Annotated in this window: 15 protein-coding genes; 9 read left to right on the forward strand and 6 right to left on the reverse strand. The window is 71.9% G+C overall.

Annotation, left to right across the window (positions count from 1 at the left end):
* Positions 1 to 44: 44 nt before the first annotated feature.
* The 3 genes from ACFWFI_RS25515 to ACFWFI_RS25525 form a co-directional block, all read right to left on the reverse strand.
* Positions 45 to 248 carry a cold-shock protein gene (locus ACFWFI_RS25515; protein ID WP_015607926.1) on the reverse strand — a complete coding sequence of 68 codons (204 nt, stop codon included), beginning with the start codon at positions 246 to 248 and terminating at the stop codon, positions 45 to 47.
* A gap of 536 nt (positions 249 to 784) precedes the next feature.
* Positions 785 to 1,396, reverse strand: coding sequence for a TetR/AcrR family transcriptional regulator (locus tag ACFWFI_RS25520; protein ID WP_387394398.1), 612 nt, complete (start codon positions 1,394 to 1,396; stop codon positions 785 to 787).
* A 57-nt stretch (positions 1,397 to 1,453) separates the two neighbouring features.
* A complete protein-coding gene (locus tag ACFWFI_RS25525; RefSeq protein WP_387394400.1) occupies positions 1,454 to 1,966 on the reverse strand; it encodes a pyridoxamine 5'-phosphate oxidase family protein in 513 nt (170 codons plus the stop codon).
* A 293-nt stretch (positions 1,967 to 2,259) separates the two neighbouring features.
* Between ACFWFI_RS25525 and ACFWFI_RS25530 the strand changes: the two genes are divergently transcribed.
* Positions 2,260 to 3,174 carry a rhomboid family intramembrane serine protease gene (locus tag ACFWFI_RS25530; protein WP_387394402.1) on the forward strand — a complete coding sequence of 305 codons (915 nt, stop codon included), beginning with the start codon at positions 2,260 to 2,262 and terminating at the stop codon, positions 3,172 to 3,174.
* Between the two features lie 53 nt (positions 3,175 to 3,227).
* Complete coding sequence (locus ACFWFI_RS25535; protein WP_387394404.1) at positions 3,228 to 4,484, forward strand: SLC13 family permease; 1,257 nt, start codon at positions 3,228 to 3,230, stop codon at positions 4,482 to 4,484.
* Positions 4,485 to 4,583: 99 nt separating this feature from the next.
* Here ACFWFI_RS25535 and ACFWFI_RS25540 read toward each other — a convergent pair whose 3' ends face one another.
* The 3 genes from ACFWFI_RS25540 to ACFWFI_RS25550 form a co-directional block, all read right to left on the reverse strand.
* A complete protein-coding gene (locus ACFWFI_RS25540) occupies positions 4,584 to 6,044 on the reverse strand; it encodes a glutamate synthase subunit beta (protein WP_387394405.1) in 1,461 nt (486 codons plus the stop codon).
* Positions 6,037 to 10,596, reverse strand: a complete 4,560-nt coding sequence (gene gltB, locus ACFWFI_RS25545; protein ID WP_387394406.1) for a glutamate synthase large subunit — start codon at positions 10,594 to 10,596, stop codon at positions 6,037 to 6,039. The genes ACFWFI_RS25540 and gltB overlap by 8 nt, the downstream gene beginning before the upstream one ends.
* A 436-nt stretch (positions 10,597 to 11,032) precedes the next feature.
* Positions 11,033 to 11,764 (reverse strand): VIT1/CCC1 transporter family protein, encoded by a 732-nt coding sequence (locus tag ACFWFI_RS25550; protein WP_387394408.1) that lies wholly within the window; start codon positions 11,762 to 11,764, stop codon positions 11,033 to 11,035.
* 220 nt (positions 11,765 to 11,984) lie between these two features.
* On the opposite strand from ACFWFI_RS25550, the gene ACFWFI_RS25555 reads away from it, so the two are divergent.
* Genes ACFWFI_RS25555 through ACFWFI_RS25585 form a run of 7 tightly spaced genes read left to right on the forward strand, consistent with a single transcriptional unit; the run spans position 11,985 to position 19,888 of the window.
* A complete protein-coding gene (locus tag ACFWFI_RS25555; RefSeq protein WP_387394410.1) occupies positions 11,985 to 13,166 on the forward strand; it encodes an ADP-ribosylglycohydrolase family protein in 1,182 nt (393 codons plus the stop codon).
* Positions 13,163 to 14,488 (forward strand): ADP-ribosylglycohydrolase family protein, encoded by a 1,326-nt coding sequence (locus ACFWFI_RS25560; protein ID WP_387394412.1) that lies wholly within the window; start codon positions 13,163 to 13,165, stop codon positions 14,486 to 14,488. The genes ACFWFI_RS25555 and ACFWFI_RS25560 overlap by 4 nt, the downstream gene beginning before the upstream one ends.
* Positions 14,424 to 15,620 carry an ADP-ribosylglycohydrolase family protein gene (locus ACFWFI_RS25565; protein WP_387394414.1) on the forward strand — a complete coding sequence of 399 codons (1,197 nt, stop codon included), beginning with the start codon at positions 14,424 to 14,426 and terminating at the stop codon, positions 15,618 to 15,620. Before ACFWFI_RS25560 ends, ACFWFI_RS25565 begins: the two co-directional genes overlap by 65 nt.
* Positions 15,617 to 16,984: an ADP-ribosylglycohydrolase family protein gene (locus ACFWFI_RS25570; protein ID WP_387394416.1), complete on the forward strand. Its 1,368-nt coding sequence runs from the start codon at positions 15,617 to 15,619 to the stop codon at positions 16,982 to 16,984. The genes ACFWFI_RS25565 and ACFWFI_RS25570 overlap by 4 nt, the downstream gene beginning before the upstream one ends.
* Complete coding sequence (rbsK, locus tag ACFWFI_RS25575) at positions 16,981 to 17,865, forward strand: ribokinase (protein ID WP_387394418.1); 885 nt, start codon at positions 16,981 to 16,983, stop codon at positions 17,863 to 17,865. Before ACFWFI_RS25570 ends, rbsK begins: the two co-directional genes overlap by 4 nt.
* A complete protein-coding gene (locus ACFWFI_RS25580) occupies positions 17,862 to 19,073 on the forward strand; it encodes a CaiB/BaiF CoA transferase family protein (protein ID WP_387394419.1) in 1,212 nt (403 codons plus the stop codon). Before rbsK ends, ACFWFI_RS25580 begins: the two co-directional genes overlap by 4 nt.
* Positions 19,070 to 19,888: an HpcH/HpaI aldolase/citrate lyase family protein gene (locus ACFWFI_RS25585; RefSeq protein WP_387394422.1), complete on the forward strand. Its 819-nt coding sequence runs from the start codon at positions 19,070 to 19,072 to the stop codon at positions 19,886 to 19,888. Before ACFWFI_RS25580 ends, ACFWFI_RS25585 begins: the two co-directional genes overlap by 4 nt.
* Positions 19,889 to 19,928 lie beyond the last annotated feature (40 nt).

Here is a 19,928-nt window from a genome sequence, read left to right on the forward strand (position 1 = left end):
GCCTTCACGGTGCGGGCCCCGGCTGCGAGGTACGCGTCCGGCAATTAGGCCGGGACGATGTTCTCCGCCTGCGGGCCCTTCTGGCCCTGCGTGACGTCGAAGGAGACCTTCTGGCCCTCCTGGAGCTCACGGAAGCCCTGGGTGGCGATGTTGGAGTAGTGGGCGAAGACGTCGGCGCCGCCGCCGTCCTGCTCGATGAAGCCGAAGCCCTTTTCCGAGTTGAACCACTTCACGGTTCCAGTAGCCATGTCATTCTCCTAAAAGAGGTGCAGTGCCGGAAATCCGCACTTTACGAATTCCAAGTCGCCGCATTGAGCCCCATCCGGAGAAAGCCGGAAAACAATAAAGCGCCTGAGGAGGGTTCCCGTCAGGCGCACATAAAGTTCATGGGTACCAAAACTGCAACTCGGCAACCGTAGCACGTTCTGTCGGCGGGCGGCAGATCACTCCGCCTCGGCGCGCCGAGAAGTCTGTCGGCCGGCCCGGCGGCGGGGACCGTTCACGGCGGGTTCCGAAATCGTTCCCGGATGCTTCCCGCTCTGTTCCCCCAAGGGCTGCGCGCCCTTCGCCGGGTGGCGGGCGGTGGCGGAACTTCTCCTTCCGCGGAGTCGTCCGGGACGGTCCGGCAGGTCCCAGGCCGCCCTCGCGCGGGAGCCGGTTTCACCCGGATGCCGTACATGCGCGCCCTCGGTCGCCCGCCGCGGGGCGGCCGGATCCGCGGCAGGGGTTACGCCGAACAGGTGCCACCGGGGCGGACATGGCCGCGCCGGGGCTCCGGCGGGCGTCAGGTGCGGGGCGTGAGGCCGTCCAGCAGGAGCGCGAGGTACTGGCGGGCGAGGTCCGCGGGGTCATGGCCGACGCCGGGCCCGCCCCAGGACGCCGCGCCCCAGACCGCGTCGCGGATGAAACGGCAGGTGAGCCGGGTGTCCAGATCCACCCGGAACGCCCCGCCGGCGAGGCCGCGCTCCAGCGTGCGGCTCAGGGCCTGCTCGAACACCGGCCGCGCTTCGGTGAGGTACTGGAAGCCGGGCCGGGTGGCGAGGTGCGCGGCCTCCGTCCGGTAGATGGCGGCGGCGGCCCTGTTCCGTCCGATGTGGTGGAAGGACTCGGTGACCAGCGCCTCGAGCGTTTCCCGGGGGCCGAGCCCGGCGTCGAGCACGGTGTCGTACGCGGTCCGCAGCCCGGACAGGAAGGCCGAGAGGATCTCGTCGACCATCGACTCCTTCGAATCGAAGTGGTGGTAGAGGCTGCCTGCGAGCATCCCGGCCTCGTCCGCGATCCTGCGGACGGTGGTGGCGTCGTATCCCTGTGCGGCGAAGACCTGTGCGGCGATGGCCAGCAGTTCGGGGCGGCGCTCGGGCCGGGAGGCCGCCGTGGGCTTCTTCTTGGTGGGCACTCCCCCATTGTCCGCCCGGCCACGCGGCGCCCGGCAGCGTGGCCGCAGGTCAGGGCGTCACGACTCGCGGACGGGACTGTCGTCGGCTCCCCTGCGCAGGGTGCGCAGGGGGTGGCCGGGGCGCCAGACCTGTACGACGAGGTCGTCGCCGTCGAGCCCGGTGCGGACCACCTCCGCGGGGTCGGCGCGGAAGAGCAGGAAGGGCTCCGGAGGTGTCACCTCGTCGACGAAGCGGGCCAGCACGGCGGCGTCGGTGACCTCCACCGCCCGCCCGGAAACACGGATGTCTCCGTCGGCCATCTCCGCGTCCGGCCCCGGGTTGGCCTGGATGGCGAAGCGCGGGTCGCGCCGCAGATCCAGCGCCTTGCGGGAGTTCGGCATCATGCCGAACCACAGCGCGTCCATGCGGAACTCCACCTCCAGGCCGGTGACCCGGGGTGATCCGTCCGCGCGCACGGTCGCGAGGACGTGGTGCTTGTACTGCTGGAACCGTTTCCGCACGGTGTCGGCGAAGGCGGGCTCCGCCGCGCGGAAGTCCTGCCATGAACTCGGTGTCGCGCTCGATGTCATGCGTGCCATCGAACCGCGTAATCAGGACATCTTCTGTCGTGTTTCGTCGAGCTTCACCGGATCGGACGCCACCGCGTCGCATCGGTCGTGTGCCTGGAGACCGATAGGCGGACCTGCGGAGCCGGTCATGCGGTTCTCCCGTCCGGCCGCGGGCTTCCGCCCTGGTGGCTGCGGGAGTTCCGGGCGTATGGCACCCCGGCACCCAGGTGTGCCGCCCTTCACCTGCGTTCGCTATCTTGAGCGCCGCCGCCCCCTGCGGCGCTCCTCCCCGTCCACGAATGAAGGAGCCGGCCATGGAGGCCGCCGCCACCACGTGTTATCGCCACCCGTCCTACGAGACGTATGTGAGCTGCACGCGCTGCGACCGCTACATCTGCCCCGACTGCATGCGTGAGGCGTCGGTCGGGCACCACTGCGTGGAGTGCGTCAAGGAGGGGCAGCGTTCGGTCCGCCAGGCCCGTTCGCTGTTCGGCGGTGCGGTGACGGGCGCCGCGGCGCCGATCGTGACGTATGTGCTGATGACGCTGAACATCGTGGCGTACGTGGTCGAGGTGGTCAGGTCCGAGACGGTGGACCGGTTCGGGATGCTGGGGGCGGTGCTGGTCGACCCGTCGGGCGGGCAGTACTACTACAAGGGCGAGACCTATCCGGGCTTCGAGCTGACCGGGGTGGCCGACGGGGAGTGGTACCGGCTGCTGACGGGTGCCTTCCTGCACCTGCCGCCCGACGCGTCGTTCGGTGTGATGCACCTGGTCTTCAACATGCTCGCACTGTGGAATCTCGGCCGGGTCGTGGAGGGCCAGCTCGGCCGGGCGCGGTATCTGGCGCTGTATCTGCTGTCCGCGGTGGGCGGTTCGGTGCTGGTGTACCTCGTCTCGCCGGAGACGACGGCGGTCGGCGCCTCGGGCGCGATCTTCGGTCTGGCGGCGTCCTTCTACGTCATCAATCGGCGTCTGGGCCGGGACATGCGGGCGGTCAACCGCTTCATGGCGGGCTTCCTGCTCTGGATGGTCATCTCCGCCGCGTTCACCTCGTGGGAGGGGCACCTCGGCGGGCTGCTGACCGGTGGTCTGGTGACCTACGGGCTCGCGTACGCGCCGGCGAAGCTGCGGACGTCCGCGACCCAACTGGCGGGCGGGGCGGTCCTGGTCGTGCTGCTGGCCGCGGTGGTCGCCGTACGGACGGCAGCTCTGACCGGGGCGGCCTGACGGCCGGCCTCACAGGTCCCAGAACTGATTCCACCTTCTGGGATTATCGTCCCATGGTGAGAGATTTCTCAGGATCGGGGTCCGGGGGCTCCGGGGACGACGGCCCCGGTGACGGGCCGGGCGGGTTCGTCCGGCGGCTGCACCCGCTCGACTGGCTCGCGGGCGGCCTGCTGGCCCTGGGGCTGCTCGCGGTGGCTACCGGGCTGCTGCCCTCGGGTCCCGCCGCGGAGGAGATGCGGCGCGTAGGGCCGCTGGTGGTGTTCCTGGGCACCGTGATCGTGATGGCGGAACTGACGGGCCGGGCGCAGGTCTTCGACGTGGTGTCGGCCTGGGTGGCGCGGGCGGGGCGGGGACGGTATCCGCTGCTCTTCGGGCTGTGCGTGCTGTTCGCCTCGCTCACCACGATCACGCTGAATCTGGACACCACGGCGGTGCTGCTCACCCCGGTCATGCTGGCGCTGGCCGCCCGGGTGGGGATCGCGGCGGTGCCCCTGGCGATGACCACGGTATGGCTCGCCAACACCGCGAGTCTGCTGCTGCCGGTCTCGAATCTGACGAATCTGCTGGCGGCGGACCGGGTGGCGCTCTCGCCTTCCGGTCTCGCCGCGGTGATGTGGCTGCCCCAGCTAGCGTCGATCGCCATGACGGCGGTCTGCCTGTGGGTCTTCTACTGGCGGCGTGGCCGGCGCGGCGCGGACCGGTACTCCCCACCGGGACCTCCGGTGGCCGAGGACCCCGTCCTGCTGCGGATCTGCTCGGTGGCCTGTGCGGGCTTCCTGCTGGCGATCCTGGTCGCGGACGTTCCGCTCTGGTCGGCTTCGCTGACCGCGATGGTGGTCGTCGTGGTGGCGTTCGCCGTGCGGCGCAGGCAGGAGCTGCGGCTGTCCCTGGTGCCGTGGCGGCTGCTGGTGCTGGTCCCGGGGATGTTCCTGGTGGTCGAGACCGTCAACGCGCACGGCCTGCACGAGCTGCTGGAGTCCGCGCTCGGCTCGGACAACGGCTTCCTGGGGATGCTGCGGTCGGCGGCGGTGGGGGCGGGGCTGTCGAACGTCCTGAACAACCTGCCGGCCTATCTGGCGGGCGAGGCGGTCATCCCGGTCGGGAACCACGAGCAGTTGCTGGCTCTGCTGATCGGCGTGAACGTGGGGCCGCTCGTCACCCCGTGGGCGTCCTTGGCGACGCTGCTGTGGTTCGAGCGGTGCCGCTGGCACGGGACGCGGATCGACATGGGCCGGTTCCTGATCACCGGTCTGGTGCTGTCGGTGACGGGCACCCTGGCCGCCGTGTCCGCGCTGGCACTGGTCAGCTGACCCGGACGCGCCGCAGCGCCCGCCCTTGTCCGGTCGGGGACGGGGCGAGCGCCGCGTTCAGTTCCGTACGCCGTTGTACGGGACGTCTGTGTGCCGTGATCAGACCATCAGGGAACGGTCCGTCGGGCGGATCGGGGCGTGCAGTGCGCTGGTCCCGGTCAGGAAGCGGTCCACACCGCGGGCCGCGGAGCGGCCCTCGGCGATGGCCCACACGATGAGGGACTGGCCGCGGCCCGCGTCACCGGCGACGTAGACGCCGTCGACGTTGGTCGCGTAGTCCTCGTCGCGCGCGACGTTGCCGCGCTCGTCGAGCTCGAGGCCGAACTGCTGGACGAGGCCGTTGGCCTGGTCCGTGCCGGTGAAGCCCATGGCCAGGGTGACGAGCTGGGCCGGGATGACGCGCTCGGTGCCGGCCTTCTGCTCCAGCTTGCCGTCCTTGAACTCCACCTCGATGAGGTGCAGGGACTGGACGTTGCCGTCCTCGTCGCCCTCGAAGTGGGTGGTGGAGACGGAGTAGAGCCGCTCGCCGCCCTCCTCGTGCGCGGAGGTGACCTTGTAGAGCATCGGGAAGGTCGGCCAGGGCTGGTTGGCGTTACGCTCCTCGCCCGGCTGCGGCATGATCTCCAGCTGGGTGACGGAGGCCGCGCCCTGCCGGTGGGCGGTGCCGACGCAGTCGGCGCCGGTGTCGCCGCCGCCGATGACGACGACGTGCTTGCCCTCGGCGGTGATCGGGGAGACCGTCAGGTCGCCCTCCTGCACCTTGTTGGCGAGCGGGAGGTACTCCATGGCGAAGTGCACGCCGTTCAGCTCGCGGCCCGGGACGGGCAGGTCGCGGGAGACGGTGGCACCGGCCGCGATGACGACGGCGTCGTAGCGGCGGCGGAGCTTGGCGGCGTCGATGTCCTTGCCGATCTCCACCTCCGTGCGGAACTTGGTGCCTTCGGCGCGCATCTGCTCGATGCGGCGGTTGATGTGCGACTTCTCCATCTTGAACTCGGGGATGCCGTAGCGGAGGAGGCCTCCGATGCGGTCCGCGCGCTCGAAGACGGCGACCGTGTGGCCGGCGCGGGTCAGCTGCTGGGCGGCGGCGAGGCCGGCCGGGCCCGAGCCGATGACGGCGACGGTCTTGCCGGAGAGGCGCTCGGGCGGCTGCGGGGTGACGTCGCCGCTGTCCCACGCCTTGTCGATGATGCTGACTTCGACGTTCTTGATGGTGACGGCCGGCTGGTTGATGCCGAGGACGCACGCCGACTCGCACGGAGCGGGGCACAGGCGGCCCGTGAACTCCGGGAAGTTGTTCGTGGCGTGCAGGCGCTCGGACGCCGCCGACCAGTCCTCGCGGTAGGCGTAGTCGTTCCACTCGGGGATGAGATTTCCGAGCGGACAGCCGTTGTGGCAGAACGGGATGCCGCAGTCCATGCAGCGGCCGGCCTGCTTGCTGATGATCGGCAGCAGCGATCCCGGAACGTAGACCTCGTTCCAGTCCTTGACACGCTCGCCGACGGGGCGGGTCTTGGCGACCTCGCGTCCGGTGGTCAGGAAGCCCTTGGGGTCAGCCATTGGTCGCCGCCTCCATCATCTTCTCGGTGGTCTCCTGCTCGGAGAGACCGGCGAGCTCAGCGGCGTCCTTGGCGGCGAGCACTGCCTTGTAGGTGGACGGGATGATCTTGCTGAAGCGGGCGGCCGCGGTGTCCCAGTCGGCCAGCAGCTTCTCGGCGACCGTGGAGCCGGTCTCCTCCTGGTGGCGGCGCACGACGTCGTGCAGCCACTGCGTGTCGGTGTCGTCGAGGGTCTCGACGGCGCCGATGTTGCCGGTGTTGACGTTGTCGAGGTCGAGGTCGATGACGTACGCGACACCGCCGGACATGCCCGCGGCGAAGTTGCGTCCCGTCTCACCGAGGACGACCGCGTGACCGCCGGTCATGTACTCGCAGCCGTGGTCGCCCACGCCCTCCGAGACGACCGTGGCACCGGAGTTGCGGACGCAGAAGCGCTCGCCGGTCCGGCCGCGGAGGAACAGCTCGCCGCCGGTCGCACCGTAGCCGATGGTGTTGCCGGCGATGGTGGAGTACTCGGCGAGGTGGTCGGCGCCGCGGTCCGGGCGGACGATGACGCGGCCGCCGGAGAGGCCCTTGCCGACGTAGTCGTTGGCGTCGCCCTCCAGGCGCAGCGTCACACCGCGCGGTACGAAGGCGCCGAAGGACTGGCCCGCGGACCCGGTGAAGGTGATGTCGATGGTGTCGTCGGGCAGACCCGCACCGCCGAACTTCTTGGTCACCTCGTGGCCGAGCATGGTGCCGACGGTCCGGTTGATGTTGCGGATCGCGATCTGCGCTCGTACGGGCTGTGCGGCCTCGGCGCTGTCGGCGCCCAGGGCGTCGGCGGCGAGCTTGATCAGCTCGTTGTCGAGTGCCTTGGCCAGGCCGTGGTCCTGCTCGGCGATCTGGTGGCGCACCGCGCCCTCGGGGAGCTCGGGCACGTAGAAGAGGGGCTCGAGGTCGAGGCCCTGCGCCTTCCAGTGGGTGACGGCCCGCTCGGTGTCGAGGAGTTCGGCGTGGCCGACGGCCTCCTCGATCGTGCGGAAGCCGAGCTCGGCGAGGATCTCGCGGACCTCTTCGGCGATGAACTCGAAGAAGTTGACGATGTATTCGGCCTTGCCGGAGAACCGGTCGCGCAGGACGGGGTTCTGGGTGGCGATGCCGACCGGACAGGTGTCCAGGTGGCAGACGCGCATCATGACGCAGCCGGAGACGACGAGCGGCGCGGTCGCGAAACCGAACTCCTCGGCGCCCAGCAGCGCGGCGATGACGACGTCGCGGCCGGTCTTGAGCTGACCGTCGGTCTGGACGACGATGCGGTCGCGCAGGCCGTTGAGCAGCAGGGTCTGCTGGGTCTCGGCGAGGCCGAGCTCCCAGGGGCCGCCCGCGTGCTTGAGCGAGGTGAGCGGCGAGGCGCCCGTACCGCCGTCGTGGCCGGAGATGAGGACGACGTCCGCGTGTGCCTTGGAGACACCCGCGGCGACCGTTCCGACGCCTACCTCGGAGACCAGCTTCACGTGGACGCGGGCCGCCGGGTTGGCGTTCTTGAGGTCGTGGATCAGCTGAGCCAGGTCCTCGATGGAGTAGATGTCGTGGTGCGGCGGGGGCGAGATCAGGCCGACACCCGGGGTGGAGTGCCGGGTCTTGGCCACCCACGGGTAGACCTTGTGGCCGGGCAGCTGGCCGCCCTCGCCGGGCTTGGCGCCCTGCGCCATCTTGATCTGGATGTCGTCCGCGTTGACCAGGTACTCGCTGGTGACACCGAAGCGGCCGGAGGCGACCTGCTTGATGGACGAGCGACGCGCCGGGTCGTAGAGACGCTCGGCGTCCTCGCCGCCCTCACCGGTGTTGGACTTGCCGCCCAGCTGGTTCATGGCGATGGCGAGCGTCTCGTGCGCCTCCTGGGAGATGGAGCCGTACGACATGGCGCCGGTGGAGAAGCGCTTGACGATGTCGGCGGCGGACTCGACCTCGTCGATGGAGATCGGCTCGCGGCCGCTCTTGAAGCCGAACAGGCCGCGGAGCGTCATGAGGCGCTCGGACTGCTCGTTGACCCGGCCGGTGTACTTCTTGAAGATGTCGTACCGGCGGTTGCGGGTGGCGTGCTGGAGGCGGAAGACCGTCTCCGGGTCGAACAGGTGCGGCTCGCCCTCGCGGCGCCACTGGTACTCGCCGCCGATCTCCAGCGCGCGGTGCGAGGCGGAGATGCCGGAGGCGGGGTACGCCTTGGTGTGCCGGGCGGCGACCTCCTTGGCGACGACGTCGAGTCCGGCGCCGCCGATCTTGGTGGCGGTGCCGTTGAAGTACTGGGCGACGAAGGCCTCGTCGAGGCCGACGGCCTCGAAGACCTGGGCGCCACGGTAGGAGGCGACGGTCGAGATGCCCATCTTCGACATGACCTTCAGGACGCCCTTGCCGAGGGCGTAGATCAGGTTGCGGATGGCCAGCTCGGGCTCGATGCCCTCGATGAACGTACCGGCGCGGACGAGGTCCTCGACGGACTCCATCGCGAGGTACGGGTTGACGGCGGCGGCACCGTAACCGATGAGCAGCGCGACGTGGTGGACCTCGCGGACGTCGCCGGCCTCGACCAGCAGGCCCACCTGGGTGCGCTGCTTGGTACGGATGAGGTGGTGGTGGACGGCCGAGGTGAGCAGCAGCGAGGGGATCGGTGCGTGCTCGGCGTCGGAGTGCCGGTCGGACAGGACGATGAGGCGGGCGCCGTCCTCGATGGCGGCGTCGACCTCGTTGGTGATCTGCTCGATCCGGGCGGCGAGGGCCTCGCCGCCGCCGCTGACGCGGTAGAGGCCGGACAGCGTGGCGGCCTTCATGCCCGGCATGTCGCCGTCGGCGTTGATGTGTATGAGCTTGGCCAGCTCATCGTTGTCGATCACCGGGAAGGGCAGCGTGACGCTGCGGCACGCGGCGGCGGTCGGCTCCAGGATGTTGCCCGCGGGGCCGAGCGTGGAGCGCAGCGAGGTGACGAGCTCCTCGCGGATGGCGTCCAGCGGCGGGTTGGTGACCTGGGCGAACAGCTGGGTGAAGTAGTCGAAGAGCAGCCGGGGGCGCTCGGAGAGCGCCGCGATCGGCGAGTCGGTGCCCATGGAGCCGAGGGGTTCACCGGCGGTGCGGGCCATCGGCGCGAGGAGGACGCGGAGCTCCTCCTCGGTGTAGCCGAAGGTCTGCTGCCGGCGGGTGACCGAGGCGTGGGTGTGGACGATGTGCTCGCGCTCGGGGAGGTCCTCGAGCTCGATCTCGCCGGTTTCCAGCCACTCCTCGTACGGGTTCTCGGCGGCCAGGGACGCCTTGATCTCGTCGTCCTCGATGATGCGGTGCTCGGCGGTGTCGACGAGGAACATCTTGCCGGGCTGGAGGCGGCCCTTGCGGACGACCTTGGCCGGGTCGATGTCCAGGACGCCGACCTCGGAGGAGAGGACGACGAGGCCGTCGTCGGTGACCCAGTAGCGGCCGGGGCGCAGACCGTTGCGGTCGAGGACCGCGCCGACCTGGACGCCGTCGGTGAAGGTGACACAGGCCGGGCCGTCCCAGGGCTCCATCATCGTGGAGTGGTACTGGTAGAAGGCTCGGCGGGCCGGCTCCATGGACGCGTGGTTCTCCCACGCCTCGGGGACCATCATCAGCACCGAGTGCGGCAGCGAGCGGCCGCCGAGGTGGAGCAGCTCCAGGACCTCGTCGAAGGAGGCGGAGTCGGAGGCGTCCGGGGTGCAGACGGGGAAGATGCGGTCGAGCTGCGCGTCGCCGAAGAGGCTGGAGGCGAGCTGGGACTCGCGGGCCTTCATCCAGTTGCGGTTGCCCTTGACCGTGTTGATCTCGCCGTTGTGCGCGACGAAACGGTACGGGTGGGCGAGCGGCCAGCTGGGGAAGGTGTTGGTGGAGAAGCGGGAGTGGACCAGGGCGACCGTGGTGGCGAAGCGGCGGTCGGAGAGGTCCGGGAAGAACGGCTCAAGCTGCCCGGTGGTGAGCATGCCCTTGTAGACGATCGTGCGTGCGGAGAGCGAGGGGAAGTACACCCCGGCCTCACGCTCGGCGCGCTTGCGCAGGACGAACGCCTTGCGGTCCAGCGCGATGCCGGTGCTCGTACCGTCGGCGACGATCAGCTGGCGGAACTCCGGCATGACGGCGCGGGCGCCGTTGCCGAGGATGTCCGGCGTGACCGGGACCTGGCGCCAGCCGAGGACGTCGAGGCCCTCTTCGGCGGCGATCTTCTCGATCTGCTTGACGGAGTCGGTGGAGTCCTCCGCGGGCAGGAAGGCGATGCCTACGGCATAGGAGCCGGCCTCGGGGAGCTCGAACCCGGCCTCTTCGCGGAGGAAGGCGTCCGGGACCTGAAGGAGAATGCCGGCGCCGTCACCCGAGTCGGGCTCGGATCCTGTGGCGCCGCGGTGTTCGAGGTTGCGCAATACGGTCAGCGCCTGCTCGACCAGCTCATGGCTGGCCACACCGGTCAGAGTGGCCACGAACCCGACGCCACAGGCGTCGTGCTCGTTACGGGGGTCGTACATCCCCTGCTGGACAGGGCGACCGTCCATGGGCGACCAGGCGTCGGAACGCATTGGCTCTCCCGTCGTCGTCGTGGCATGTGCTGTGCCGAGGGACGACGCTGGCCCTCTGCGAAATTTCGTGCAGGTTACATGATGGAACGCTTCTCAAAAAGCGGATAGCCCGTTCCAACATGCGGACACCACGGAGCCGTGGTGCGGGTGGGTCACGATCGGACGGATCCTTGTGGATCACCGTCCGGGGAGACCGCAGAGAGCGGGCGTCGTTGCCCGCGAGTGTCTACGGCTCTTGCCCGGCGGTCATGGAATCGAAACCGCCGAGTAACGGCTACTTATGTGCAGCACTGCATAGCGTCTCATTTTACGGTGGCCCTACCCCATCCGCCCAGTGACGGGCGTCAAGACGTACGTCACACCCGTGCAACACCGCGGGGTGCCGGGGAAGTCCCGCCCGGCGCGCCCGGGCCTACCGGACGCCCCCTCTCGGGGCTCAGCCGGCGGCCACACCGAACAGCGCACCCAGACCGTACGTGATCGCCGCGGCGGCCCCGCCGAGCACGAGCTGGCGCAGTCCGCTGAACCACCAGGTGCGTGCCGTCACCCGGGCGACCACCGCCCCGCAGCCGAACAGGCCGGCCAGGGCGAGCAGCACGGCGGGCCACATCTGGCCGGCGCCGAGCAGATACGGCAGCAGGGGCAGCAGGGCGCCCAGCGCGAAGGCCCCGAAGGAGGACAGGGCGGCGACGAGCGGCGAGGGCAGGTCTCCCGGGTCGATGCCCAGCTCCTCGCGGGCGTGTATCTCGAGTGCCTGCTCAGGGTCCCTGGACAGCTGCCGCGCGACTTCCTGGGCGAGCGCGGGCTCGACCCCGCGGGATTCGTAGAGCGCGGCGAGCTCCCGCATCTCGTCCTTGGGGTGTTTGCGCAGCTCACGCCGCTCGACGGCGAGCTCGGCCTCGACGAGTTCGCGCTGCGAGGCGACGGAGGTGTACTCCCCCGCGGCCATCGAGAACGCACCGGCGGCGAGGCCCGCGAGGCCCGTGATGACGATGGTCTGCTGGGAGACCGCCCCTCCGGCGACGCCCGTCATGAGGGCGAGGTTGGAGACGAGACCGTCCATGGCACCGAACACCGCGGGCCGCAGCCAGCCGCCGTTGACGTCACGGTGGGTGTGGTTGTCGCGGTGGGCCTCGTGCAGTACGGCGTCGGTCTCGATGATGGACACAGCTCTCCCCTTTTCCGGGAGCGGGCCCCATGTCCTCCTCCGCTCCGCACCGTCGAAAGTACGCACGAAAACCGCCTCCCGCCAGCAAGGAAGGCCGAACTTACCTACTGCGGGGGCGTCACCCAGGCGGCCGATTTGTACGAAATGCGCGCCTCTCTTCGACAGGAGTGGGCAAACCTCACATATCCGGTTTTCACGGGTGCGAGCGAAGGGCGACACGATGGAGCTCATGGCGGATGGTCCGGGCCCCGGCACGGGTGACCGGGCCCGGGGGGCGTTGCTGGGACTCGCGGTGGGGGACGCGCTCGGCGCCCCGGCGGAGAACATGCGCCCGTCCGAGATCCGCCGCCGCTGGGGCCGTATCGAGGGCTTCGTCAGCGACGATCCGGCCGGGACCGACGACACCGAGTACGCGATCTTCTCGGGCCTGCTGCTGGCCAGGCACGGATCGGCGCTCACCGTCTCGCATGTCGAACGGGCCTGGCACCACTGGATCGCCGATCTGGACGAGGGGCCGTTCCGGGGTGCCGGATTCAGCGAGCGCGGCACGCTGGAGAATCTGCGGCGCGGTCTCGCCGCCCCGATCTCGGCCCAGCACCGGCACGCCTGGAGCGACGGTCTCGCGATGCGGGCGGCGCCGTTCGGGGTCTTCGCGGCGGGCCGGCCCGCCGAGGCCGCCCGCCTGGTGGCGGTGGACGGACGTGTCAGCCATGACGGGGAGGGCATCTACGGCGGGCAGGCGGTCGCGGCGGGGGTGGCGGCCGCGATGGTGGGGGCGGGGCTCGCCTCCGTGATCGCCGCGGCACTCTCGGTCGTACCCATGGACTCCTGGACGGCCCGCTCCTTGCGCCGCGCGGTCACGGCCGCGCAGCGCTCGTATCCGGACCGGCTGGCCGCGGAACGAGCGGTGCGCTCCGCGGTGGTGATCGGCGGCTACCCGTGGACGGACCTGGCGCCCGAGGCGGTGGGCCTGGCCTTCGGCGCCCTCACGGCGGCACGCGGTGATTTCCGTACGGCGGTGCTCACGGCCGTGAACATGGGCCGGGACGCCGACACCACGGCCGCCGTGGCGGGCGCGCTGGCCGGTGCCCTGCACGGGGCGTCGGCGATCCCCCGGGACTGGGCCGCGGCGATCGGCCCGGTGCGGGGCAGCTGTCTGCCGTCGATGCGGGGCTACCACGTCCTGGACATCGCGGAGCTGCTGACCCCGGACGAGGTGGAGGACCGGCCGGGGGTACCCCCTGGCCCGGGCCGGGAGCCTGTCACCGCGTCCTTCTCCCCGTGGCACGGAACGGCCGGCCCCACACCGTCCGGCGCGCAGTCGTCCGGCGCCGTGTGGCACACCCCCGTACGCACCGGGCCGGGTGCTCCGGCCGCCGGCGGCCGGCAGGACGCCCGGTGACCGCCGGCCGCCGCGCCCCGCAGGGTGCGCCCACCGCACCGGCGGAGTCCGCCCCGCACGTGGCCATCCGGATCACCGCCGGTCCGGCGGCCGAGAGCGGCGCCGGGAGCCGCGGCGCTCCGGGCAGGCAGGCCAGGATCGAGGGGATGCTGCTCGGGCTGGCCGCCGGCGACGCCGCCGGGTGGCCGGCGGCCCGTCACAGGGCCGCGCGGATGCCGGAGTGGACGAGACGGCTCACCCGTGAGCTGGACACCTTCGCGGAGCAGAACGCGACGACGACACTCCCCGTGCCCATCGCCCTCAACCAGCCGCCGGAACCGCTGCGGCTCGGCCCGTCCGACGACGCCGAGTGGGCCGCGTTCGCCGCCCGGACCGTGCTGGCCGCCGCAGCCGACCACGCCCCGGGCCTCTCCCCCGGCCACCGGATGCGGGACGCGATCGACCGGTCGTGGAACGCGCTGGCGGCGAAGGTCGCCGCCGCGAGTGCCCGCGCGCCCGAGGTGGAGTCGGCCGTCCTTCCGCTACGGGCCCGGATCTCCGTGCGGGCCGGGCTCGGCAATCTGGCCGCCGGGCTGCGCCCGCCCGCCACCGGCCACGACAATCCGCACTACTTCGACGACGCGGCCTGTGTGCGGGCCGCCGTGCTCGCGGTGGTGCACCCCGGCGACCCGGCGGCGGCGGCCGAGCTCGCCGAGTTCGACGCCCGGTACACCCAGGACGGTGACGGGGTGCACGGCGCGCGCGCCGTCGCCGCCGCGATCGCCGAGGCCCTCGCCGGGGCGGACGTCGACACGGCGGTGAACGCCGCGCTCGACCAGCTTCCCGACGGCACCGAGATCGCCCGCAACGCCGTCCACGCCGTGCGGCTGGCCCGGGAGTTCGCGGACGAGGCGGCGGGTGCCTTCGCGCTCGTCCCCGTGCTGGAGCACCAGATCGTGGACCACGTCTACAGCTACGGGATCGCCGCGGCCGAGACCGTGCCGGTCGCCCTCGCCCTGGCGACCGCCGCCCGGGGCGAGTTCGCCCAGGCCGTCCCCGCCGCCGCCTGTCTGTCCCGGGTCGCGGATTCGGCGCCCGCGCTCGCCGGGGCCCTGACCGGGGCGCTGGGCGGGACGGCGACGGTGCCCGCGGGGTGGCGGGAGGCCTGCCGGACGCTGGCCGGGTGCGCGCTGCCCCGACTCGCCGGCACGGATCTCATCGAACTCGCCGGGCTGCTGGCAGCCACGGAACCGGTCACCCCGGGTGGACAATTCCGACATGGCACACAAAACATCCGAACCGCTCGCGGCCGGCACGACCACCACGACGCTCACCCTGGATGAACGCATCACCGGAGCCCTCGTCGGCGCGGCCGTGGGGGACGCGCTCGGCGGCCCCGTCGAGGGCTGGACACCCGAGCAGATCGCCGAGCGTCATGGCGGCCGGGTGACCGGCGTCGTCGGGCCCTGGTACGGCGACGACTGGCGCACCGCACGCCCCATCGCCCCGTACCACAAGGGCGACGGGCACGTCACCGACGACACTCTGATGACCCATGCGCTGATCCGGGTGTACGAGACGGTGCGCGGCCATCTCGACGCGTACTCGGTCGCCGACCACCTCGTACCTGACCTGATGTCACGGCCCCGCTGGATCCCGGAGCTGGAGGCCGAGGCGCTCCCCCTGCAGCGGATCTTCCTCGCCGAGAAGTGGATCGTCACACGGCTGCACTACGGACACGCCGACCCCCGGGAGGCGGGCTCCGGGAACATCGTCAACTGCGGGGCGGCGATGTACATGGCCCCGGTCGGCCTGGTGAACGCCGCCCACCCGGAGGCCGCGTACGCGGAGGCGCTGGACGTCGCCGGTGCCCACCAGTCCTCGTACGGCCGGGAGGCGGCCGGGGTCCTGGCCGCCGCGGTGGCGGCCGCGTGCGCCCCGGACGCGACCCCCGCCTCCGTCGTCGAGGCCGCCCTGGCCCTGGCCAAGGACGGCACCCGGTCGGCCATCGAGTCGGTCTGCGAAGTGGCCGCCCGCCACTCGGACTTCGAGTCCGCGCTGGTGCCGCTGCGCGCCGCCGTCGCCCCGTTCGACACGGTCGGCCCCCACTACCGTGATCCCTCGCTCGGCGCCCGGCGGCCCTCCCGGCTGCACTCGATCGAGGAACTGCCGGTCGCGCTCGGCATGCTGCTCGTCGGCGACGGCGACTACCGCCGCACGGTGCTCGGCTCGGTCAACTACGGCCGTGACTGCGACTCGATCGCCACGATGAGCGGTGCGCTCGCGGGCGCGCTCCACGGCGAGCAGGCGATCCCCGGGGCCTGGGTGAAGACGGTCGCCGACGCCAGCCGCCTCGATCTCCACGCCCCGGCGCGGGCCCTGACGGAGGTGGCCCGCGAGATCTTCGTACGGGACACGGCACGGCGCCGCGCGCACGAGGCGGCGTTCGCCGTGCTGGCGGGCGACGGCCGGTGACCGTACGCCTGACATGGGTCCAGCCCGAGGACCTGGTGGGCCACGAGCTGCGCCAGGCCGCGCAGGACGGCCGGGACGCCGGGGACATCGAACAGCGCTGGCGCTCGGCGGGCGGCGCCCCGGCCCCGGAGCGGGCGGGGGCGTCGGAGCCCGCCGCGCCGCGTCGGCTGCGCGCGCTCGCCGAGCACCTGCTGGACGAACTCGCCCTGCTGGAGAGCCCGATGGCCGAGGACGAGCCGACGGGCCTTCCCGGGATCCGGGCCGCCTGCCCGCGCTGGCCCGCCCCGCGCACCCGCGCGGTGTCCGTCGGGCCCGACCGTCTGCACGCGGCCTGGCTGGGCCGGGCCGCGGGCTGTCTGCTGGGCAAGCCGGTCGAGAAGCTGCCGCTGGCCGGCATCCGCGCCCTGGCCCGCGCCACCGGCAACTGGCCGCTCACCACCTGGTTCACGGCGCGCGGGCTACCCGGCCCACTGGCTGCCGCCTACCCGTGGAACCGCCGCTCGGCTCCCACCTCGCTCGCCGAGAACATCGACGGGATGCCGGAGGACGACGACCTCAACCACCCCTTGCTGACAGTGCTGTTGCTCCAGCGGCACGGACGCGGTTTCAGCACGTCCGACCTGGCCCGGCTGTGGCTCGACGAGCTCCCGGCGGGCAGGGTCTTCACCGCGGAGCGCGTCGCCTACCGCAATCTGCTCGACGGCATCGAGCCGCCGGACACCGCGCGTCACCGCAACCCGTTCCGGGAGTGGATCGGCGCCCAGATCCGGGCCGATGTGCACGGCTGGACCCACCCCGGCGACCCGGGTGCCGCCGCGGAACAGGCCCACCGGGACGCGGTCCTCACTCACACGGCCAACGGGGTGTACGGAGCGATGTTCACCGCGGCCGCCCTGGCCGAGGCCGCGGGCGGCGAGACGGATGTGCACGGCTGCCTGGCGGCAGGGCTGCGTGTGGTGCCGCCTCGTTCCCGGTATGCGCGCGCGGTGCGCCTCGGCATCGGGACGGCCCGCGCCGAACGGGACTTCGACACGGTCGTGGACCGGCTCCACGACACCTACGGGTCCACCCACCACTGGGTGCACGTCCTCCCGAACGCGGCACTGCTCGCAGCCGCCCTCACCCATGCCGACGGGGACTTCGGCCGCTCCATCGGCTGCGCGGTGTCCGGCGGCTGGGACACCGACTCGAACGGCGCGACGGCCGGATCACTCGCGGGCCTGCTGGCCGGGCGGGCCGCCGCGCTGCCCGACCACTGGACCGCCCCGCTGAAGAACCGCCTCGCCACCTCCGTACCCGGCTTCGACTCCATCGGCTTCGACACCCTCGCGGAACTGACCTATCAGGAGGTACGCCGCCCATGACAGCGATCGCGGTGCTCGGCAGCACCAACATGGACCTGGTCGCCTACGTCGCCCGGGCACCCGGGCGCGGGGAGACCGTCACCGGACGGGAGTTCCGGACCGTCCCCGGCGGCAAGGGGGCCAACCAGGCCGTCGCCGCGGCCCGCGCGGGAGGTGAGGTGGTGATGATCGGTGCGGTCGGGACCGATGAATACGGCTCGGCGCTCCGGACGAATCTGGAGCACGCCGGAGTGGACACGGATCTGCTGCACACCGTCGCCGGGCCCAGCGGCACCGCGCACATCGTCGTCGACGACGAGGGGTCCAACGCGATCGTGGTGATCCCCGGCGCGAACGGCACCGTGACCGCACTCGGCCCGGGCGAGAAGGCAGCCGTCGCGGCGGCCGGCCTGCTGCTCCTTCAGCTGGAGCTCCCGATGGCCGCGGTGACCGAAGCGGCGCGGACCGCGAAGGCCCGCGGGGTGCGGACGATCCTCACCCCCTCCCCCGTGCAGCCGCTGCCGTCCGGCCTCCTGGACGCCGTCGACCTGCTGATCCCCAACGAGCACGAGGCAGCGGCGCTCACCGGGTCCGGGGAACCGCACGCGGCGGCCCAGATCCTGCTCCGGCAGGTCCCCGAGGTCGTGATCACGCTCGGCCGGAAGGGCTGCCTGTACGCGGCCCGGGGCGGCGAACCCGTCCTCTTCCCGGCCCCCGAGGTCACCGCCGTCGACACGACCGGCGCCGGGGACACCTTCGTCGGCACGCTCGCCGTGGCGCTCGGCGAGGGCCGGTCCGTGCCCGAGGCGGTGGCCTGGGCTTCCTCGGCCGCGGCGCTCTGTGTGCAGAAACCCGGCGCGTCGACGTCCATGCCCTACCGAAGCGAGATCGATGCCGCGTGACTGCCACCACTGCTTCCACGACCGTGCCGCCGCTCGCCGGCCTGCGGGTCCTGGACCTCGCCACGCTCTTCGCCGGGCCGCTCGCGGCCACCATGCTCGGGGACTTCGGGGCCGAGGTCGTCAAGGTCGAGCACCCCCAAAAGCCCGACCCCTCGCGCGGGCACGGCCCCGCGAAGGACGGGATCGGCCTGTGGTGGAAGCTGCTCGGCCGCAACAAGCGCACGCTGACCCTCGACCTGTCCGCCCCCGGCGGACGGGACGTGCTGCTGCGGCTGGCCGCGGACACCGATGTGATCATCGAGAACTTCCGGCCCGGCACCCTGGAGCGCTGGGGGCTGGGCTGGGAGGAGCTGCGTGCCGTCAACCCGCGCTTGGTGCTGGCCAGGGTCACGGGCTTCGGGCAGACGGGCCCGTACGCCCACCGGCCCGGCTTCGGCACCCTCGCCGAGGCGATGAGCGGCTTCGCCGCCGTCACCGGCGAGCCGGACGGGCCGCCGACCCTGCCGCCGTTCGGGCTCGCCGATTCGATCGCGGCGCTCGCCACGGCGTACGCGGTGATGACGGCCCTGGCCGGGCGTGACCGCACCGGGGCCGGACAGGTGGTGGACATGGCGATCATCGAGCCGATCCTGACCGTGCTGGGACCGCAGCCGCTCTGGTACGACCAGCTCGGTTACGTCCAGCCGCGGACCGGCAACCGCTCCCGCAACAACGCCCCGCGCAACACCTACCGCACCGCCGACGGCCACTGGGTCGCCGTCTCGACCTCCGCCCAGTCGGTCGCGGAACGCGTGATGCGCCTGGTGGGGCGCCCGGAACTGATCGAGGAGCCGTGGTTCTCCGCCGGGAGCACACGCGCCGATCACGCCGACGAACTCGACGAGGCGGTGGGCCACTGGATCGCCCGGCGCACCCGGGAGGAGGCGGTGGACGCGTTCGAGAAGGCCGAGGCGGCGATCGCGCCGATCAATGACGTACGGGATGTGATGGAGGATCCCCAGTACCGGGCGCTGGGCACGATCACCGAGGTCGACGACCCCGAGCTGGGACCGTTGCGGATGCAGAACGTGCTGTTCCGGCTCTCGGAGACACCGGGGGCGATCCGCTGGGCCGGCCGGCCCCACGGAGCGGACACGGAGGAGATCCTGACGGAGCTCGGCCTCTCCGCGCCGGCGATCGCGGCGCTGCGGGACGAGGGCGCGCTGTGAGCAGCCCGGCGGTGGCACTGACCTGGCTGTACGTTCCCGGGGACCGGCCCGAGGTGGTCCGCAAGGCTCTCGGCGCGGGCGCGGACGTGGTGATCGTCGACCTGGAGGACGCGGTCGCCCCGGACCGCAAGGAGTACGCGCGGACGGCGACGGCGGAGCTCCTCTCGGATCCGGTCACGGCGGACCCGATGGCGGTGCCGGTCCATGTCCGGGTGCACGGCGAGGACGACGTGAAGGCGCTGACGGGGCTGCCGGGGCTGTCCGGGATGAGGCTTCCCAAGATCACCCATGCGGCGTCCGTGCACCATGTCGCGGCTCTGGCGCCGGGCGTGCCGCTGTATCCGCTGCTGGAGTCGGCGCTGGCGATCGAGCACGCGTACTCGATCGCCGGGGCGCATCACGCCGTACGGGGGATCGCGCTGGGCGAGGCGGATCTCCGGGCGGATCTGGGGGTGCGGGACGATGCCGGTCTCGACTGGCCGCGCAGCCGTGTGGTGATCGCCGCCCGGGCTGCCGGGCTCGACCCGCCCGTGATGTCGGTGTTCCCCGATGTGCGTGACCTGTCCGGGCTGAGATCGTCCTGTGCGCACGGGAGGGATCTCGGCCTGCTCGGCCGGGCGGCGATCCACCCCCGGCAGCTGCCGGTCATCGAGCGGGCGTTCCGGCCCACGGCGCGCGAGGTCGAGGCGGCGGAACAGATCCTGGAGGCATCCCGGACCGAAGCGGGTGCGCAGGCCCTGCCGGACGGGAGGTTCGTCGACGCGGCGGTGGTGGCGACCGCGGAACGCACGCTCTCGTTGGCGCGGCGCCGCTGAGGACCGCAACTGTGCGAAGGGGCCGCCGGACCACAAGGTC

The organism is Streptomyces sp. NPDC060209, assembly GCF_042728155.1.
In the GTDB taxonomy this organism is placed as follows: Bacteria; Actinomycetota; Actinomycetes; order Streptomycetales; family Streptomycetaceae; genus Streptomyces.

What these genes read in the sequence shown, in the direction of transcription:
- ACFWFI_RS25535 (WP_387394404.1), top strand. Translation starts at nt 3,228, where the DNA reads ATGGTGAGAGATTTCTCAGGATCGGGGTCCGGGGGCTCCGGGGACGAC.
- ACFWFI_RS25525 (WP_387394400.1), bottom strand. Translation starts at nt 1,966, where the DNA reads ATGACATCGAGCGCGACACCGAGTTCATGGCAGGACTTCCGCGCGGCG.
- gltB (WP_387394406.1), bottom strand. Translation starts at nt 10,596, where the DNA reads ATGCGTTCCGACGCCTGGTCGCCCATGGACGGTCGCCCTGTCCAGCAG.
- ACFWFI_RS25515 (WP_015607926.1), bottom strand. Translation starts at nt 248, where the DNA reads ATGGCTACTGGAACCGTGAAGTGGTTCAACTCGGAAAAGGGCTTCGGC.
- ACFWFI_RS25530 (WP_387394402.1), top strand. Translation starts at nt 2,260, where the DNA reads ATGGAGGCCGCCGCCACCACGTGTTATCGCCACCCGTCCTACGAGACG.
- rbsK (WP_387394418.1), top strand. Translation starts at nt 16,981, where the DNA reads ATGACAGCGATCGCGGTGCTCGGCAGCACCAACATGGACCTGGTCGCC.
- ACFWFI_RS25565 (WP_387394414.1), top strand. Translation starts at nt 14,424, where the DNA reads ATGGCACACAAAACATCCGAACCGCTCGCGGCCGGCACGACCACCACG.
- ACFWFI_RS25540 (WP_387394405.1), bottom strand. Translation starts at nt 6,044, where the DNA reads ATGGCTGACCCCAAGGGCTTCCTGACCACCGGACGCGAGGTCGCCAAG.
- ACFWFI_RS25555 (WP_387394410.1), top strand. Translation starts at nt 11,985, where the DNA reads ATGGAGCTCATGGCGGATGGTCCGGGCCCCGGCACGGGTGACCGGGCC.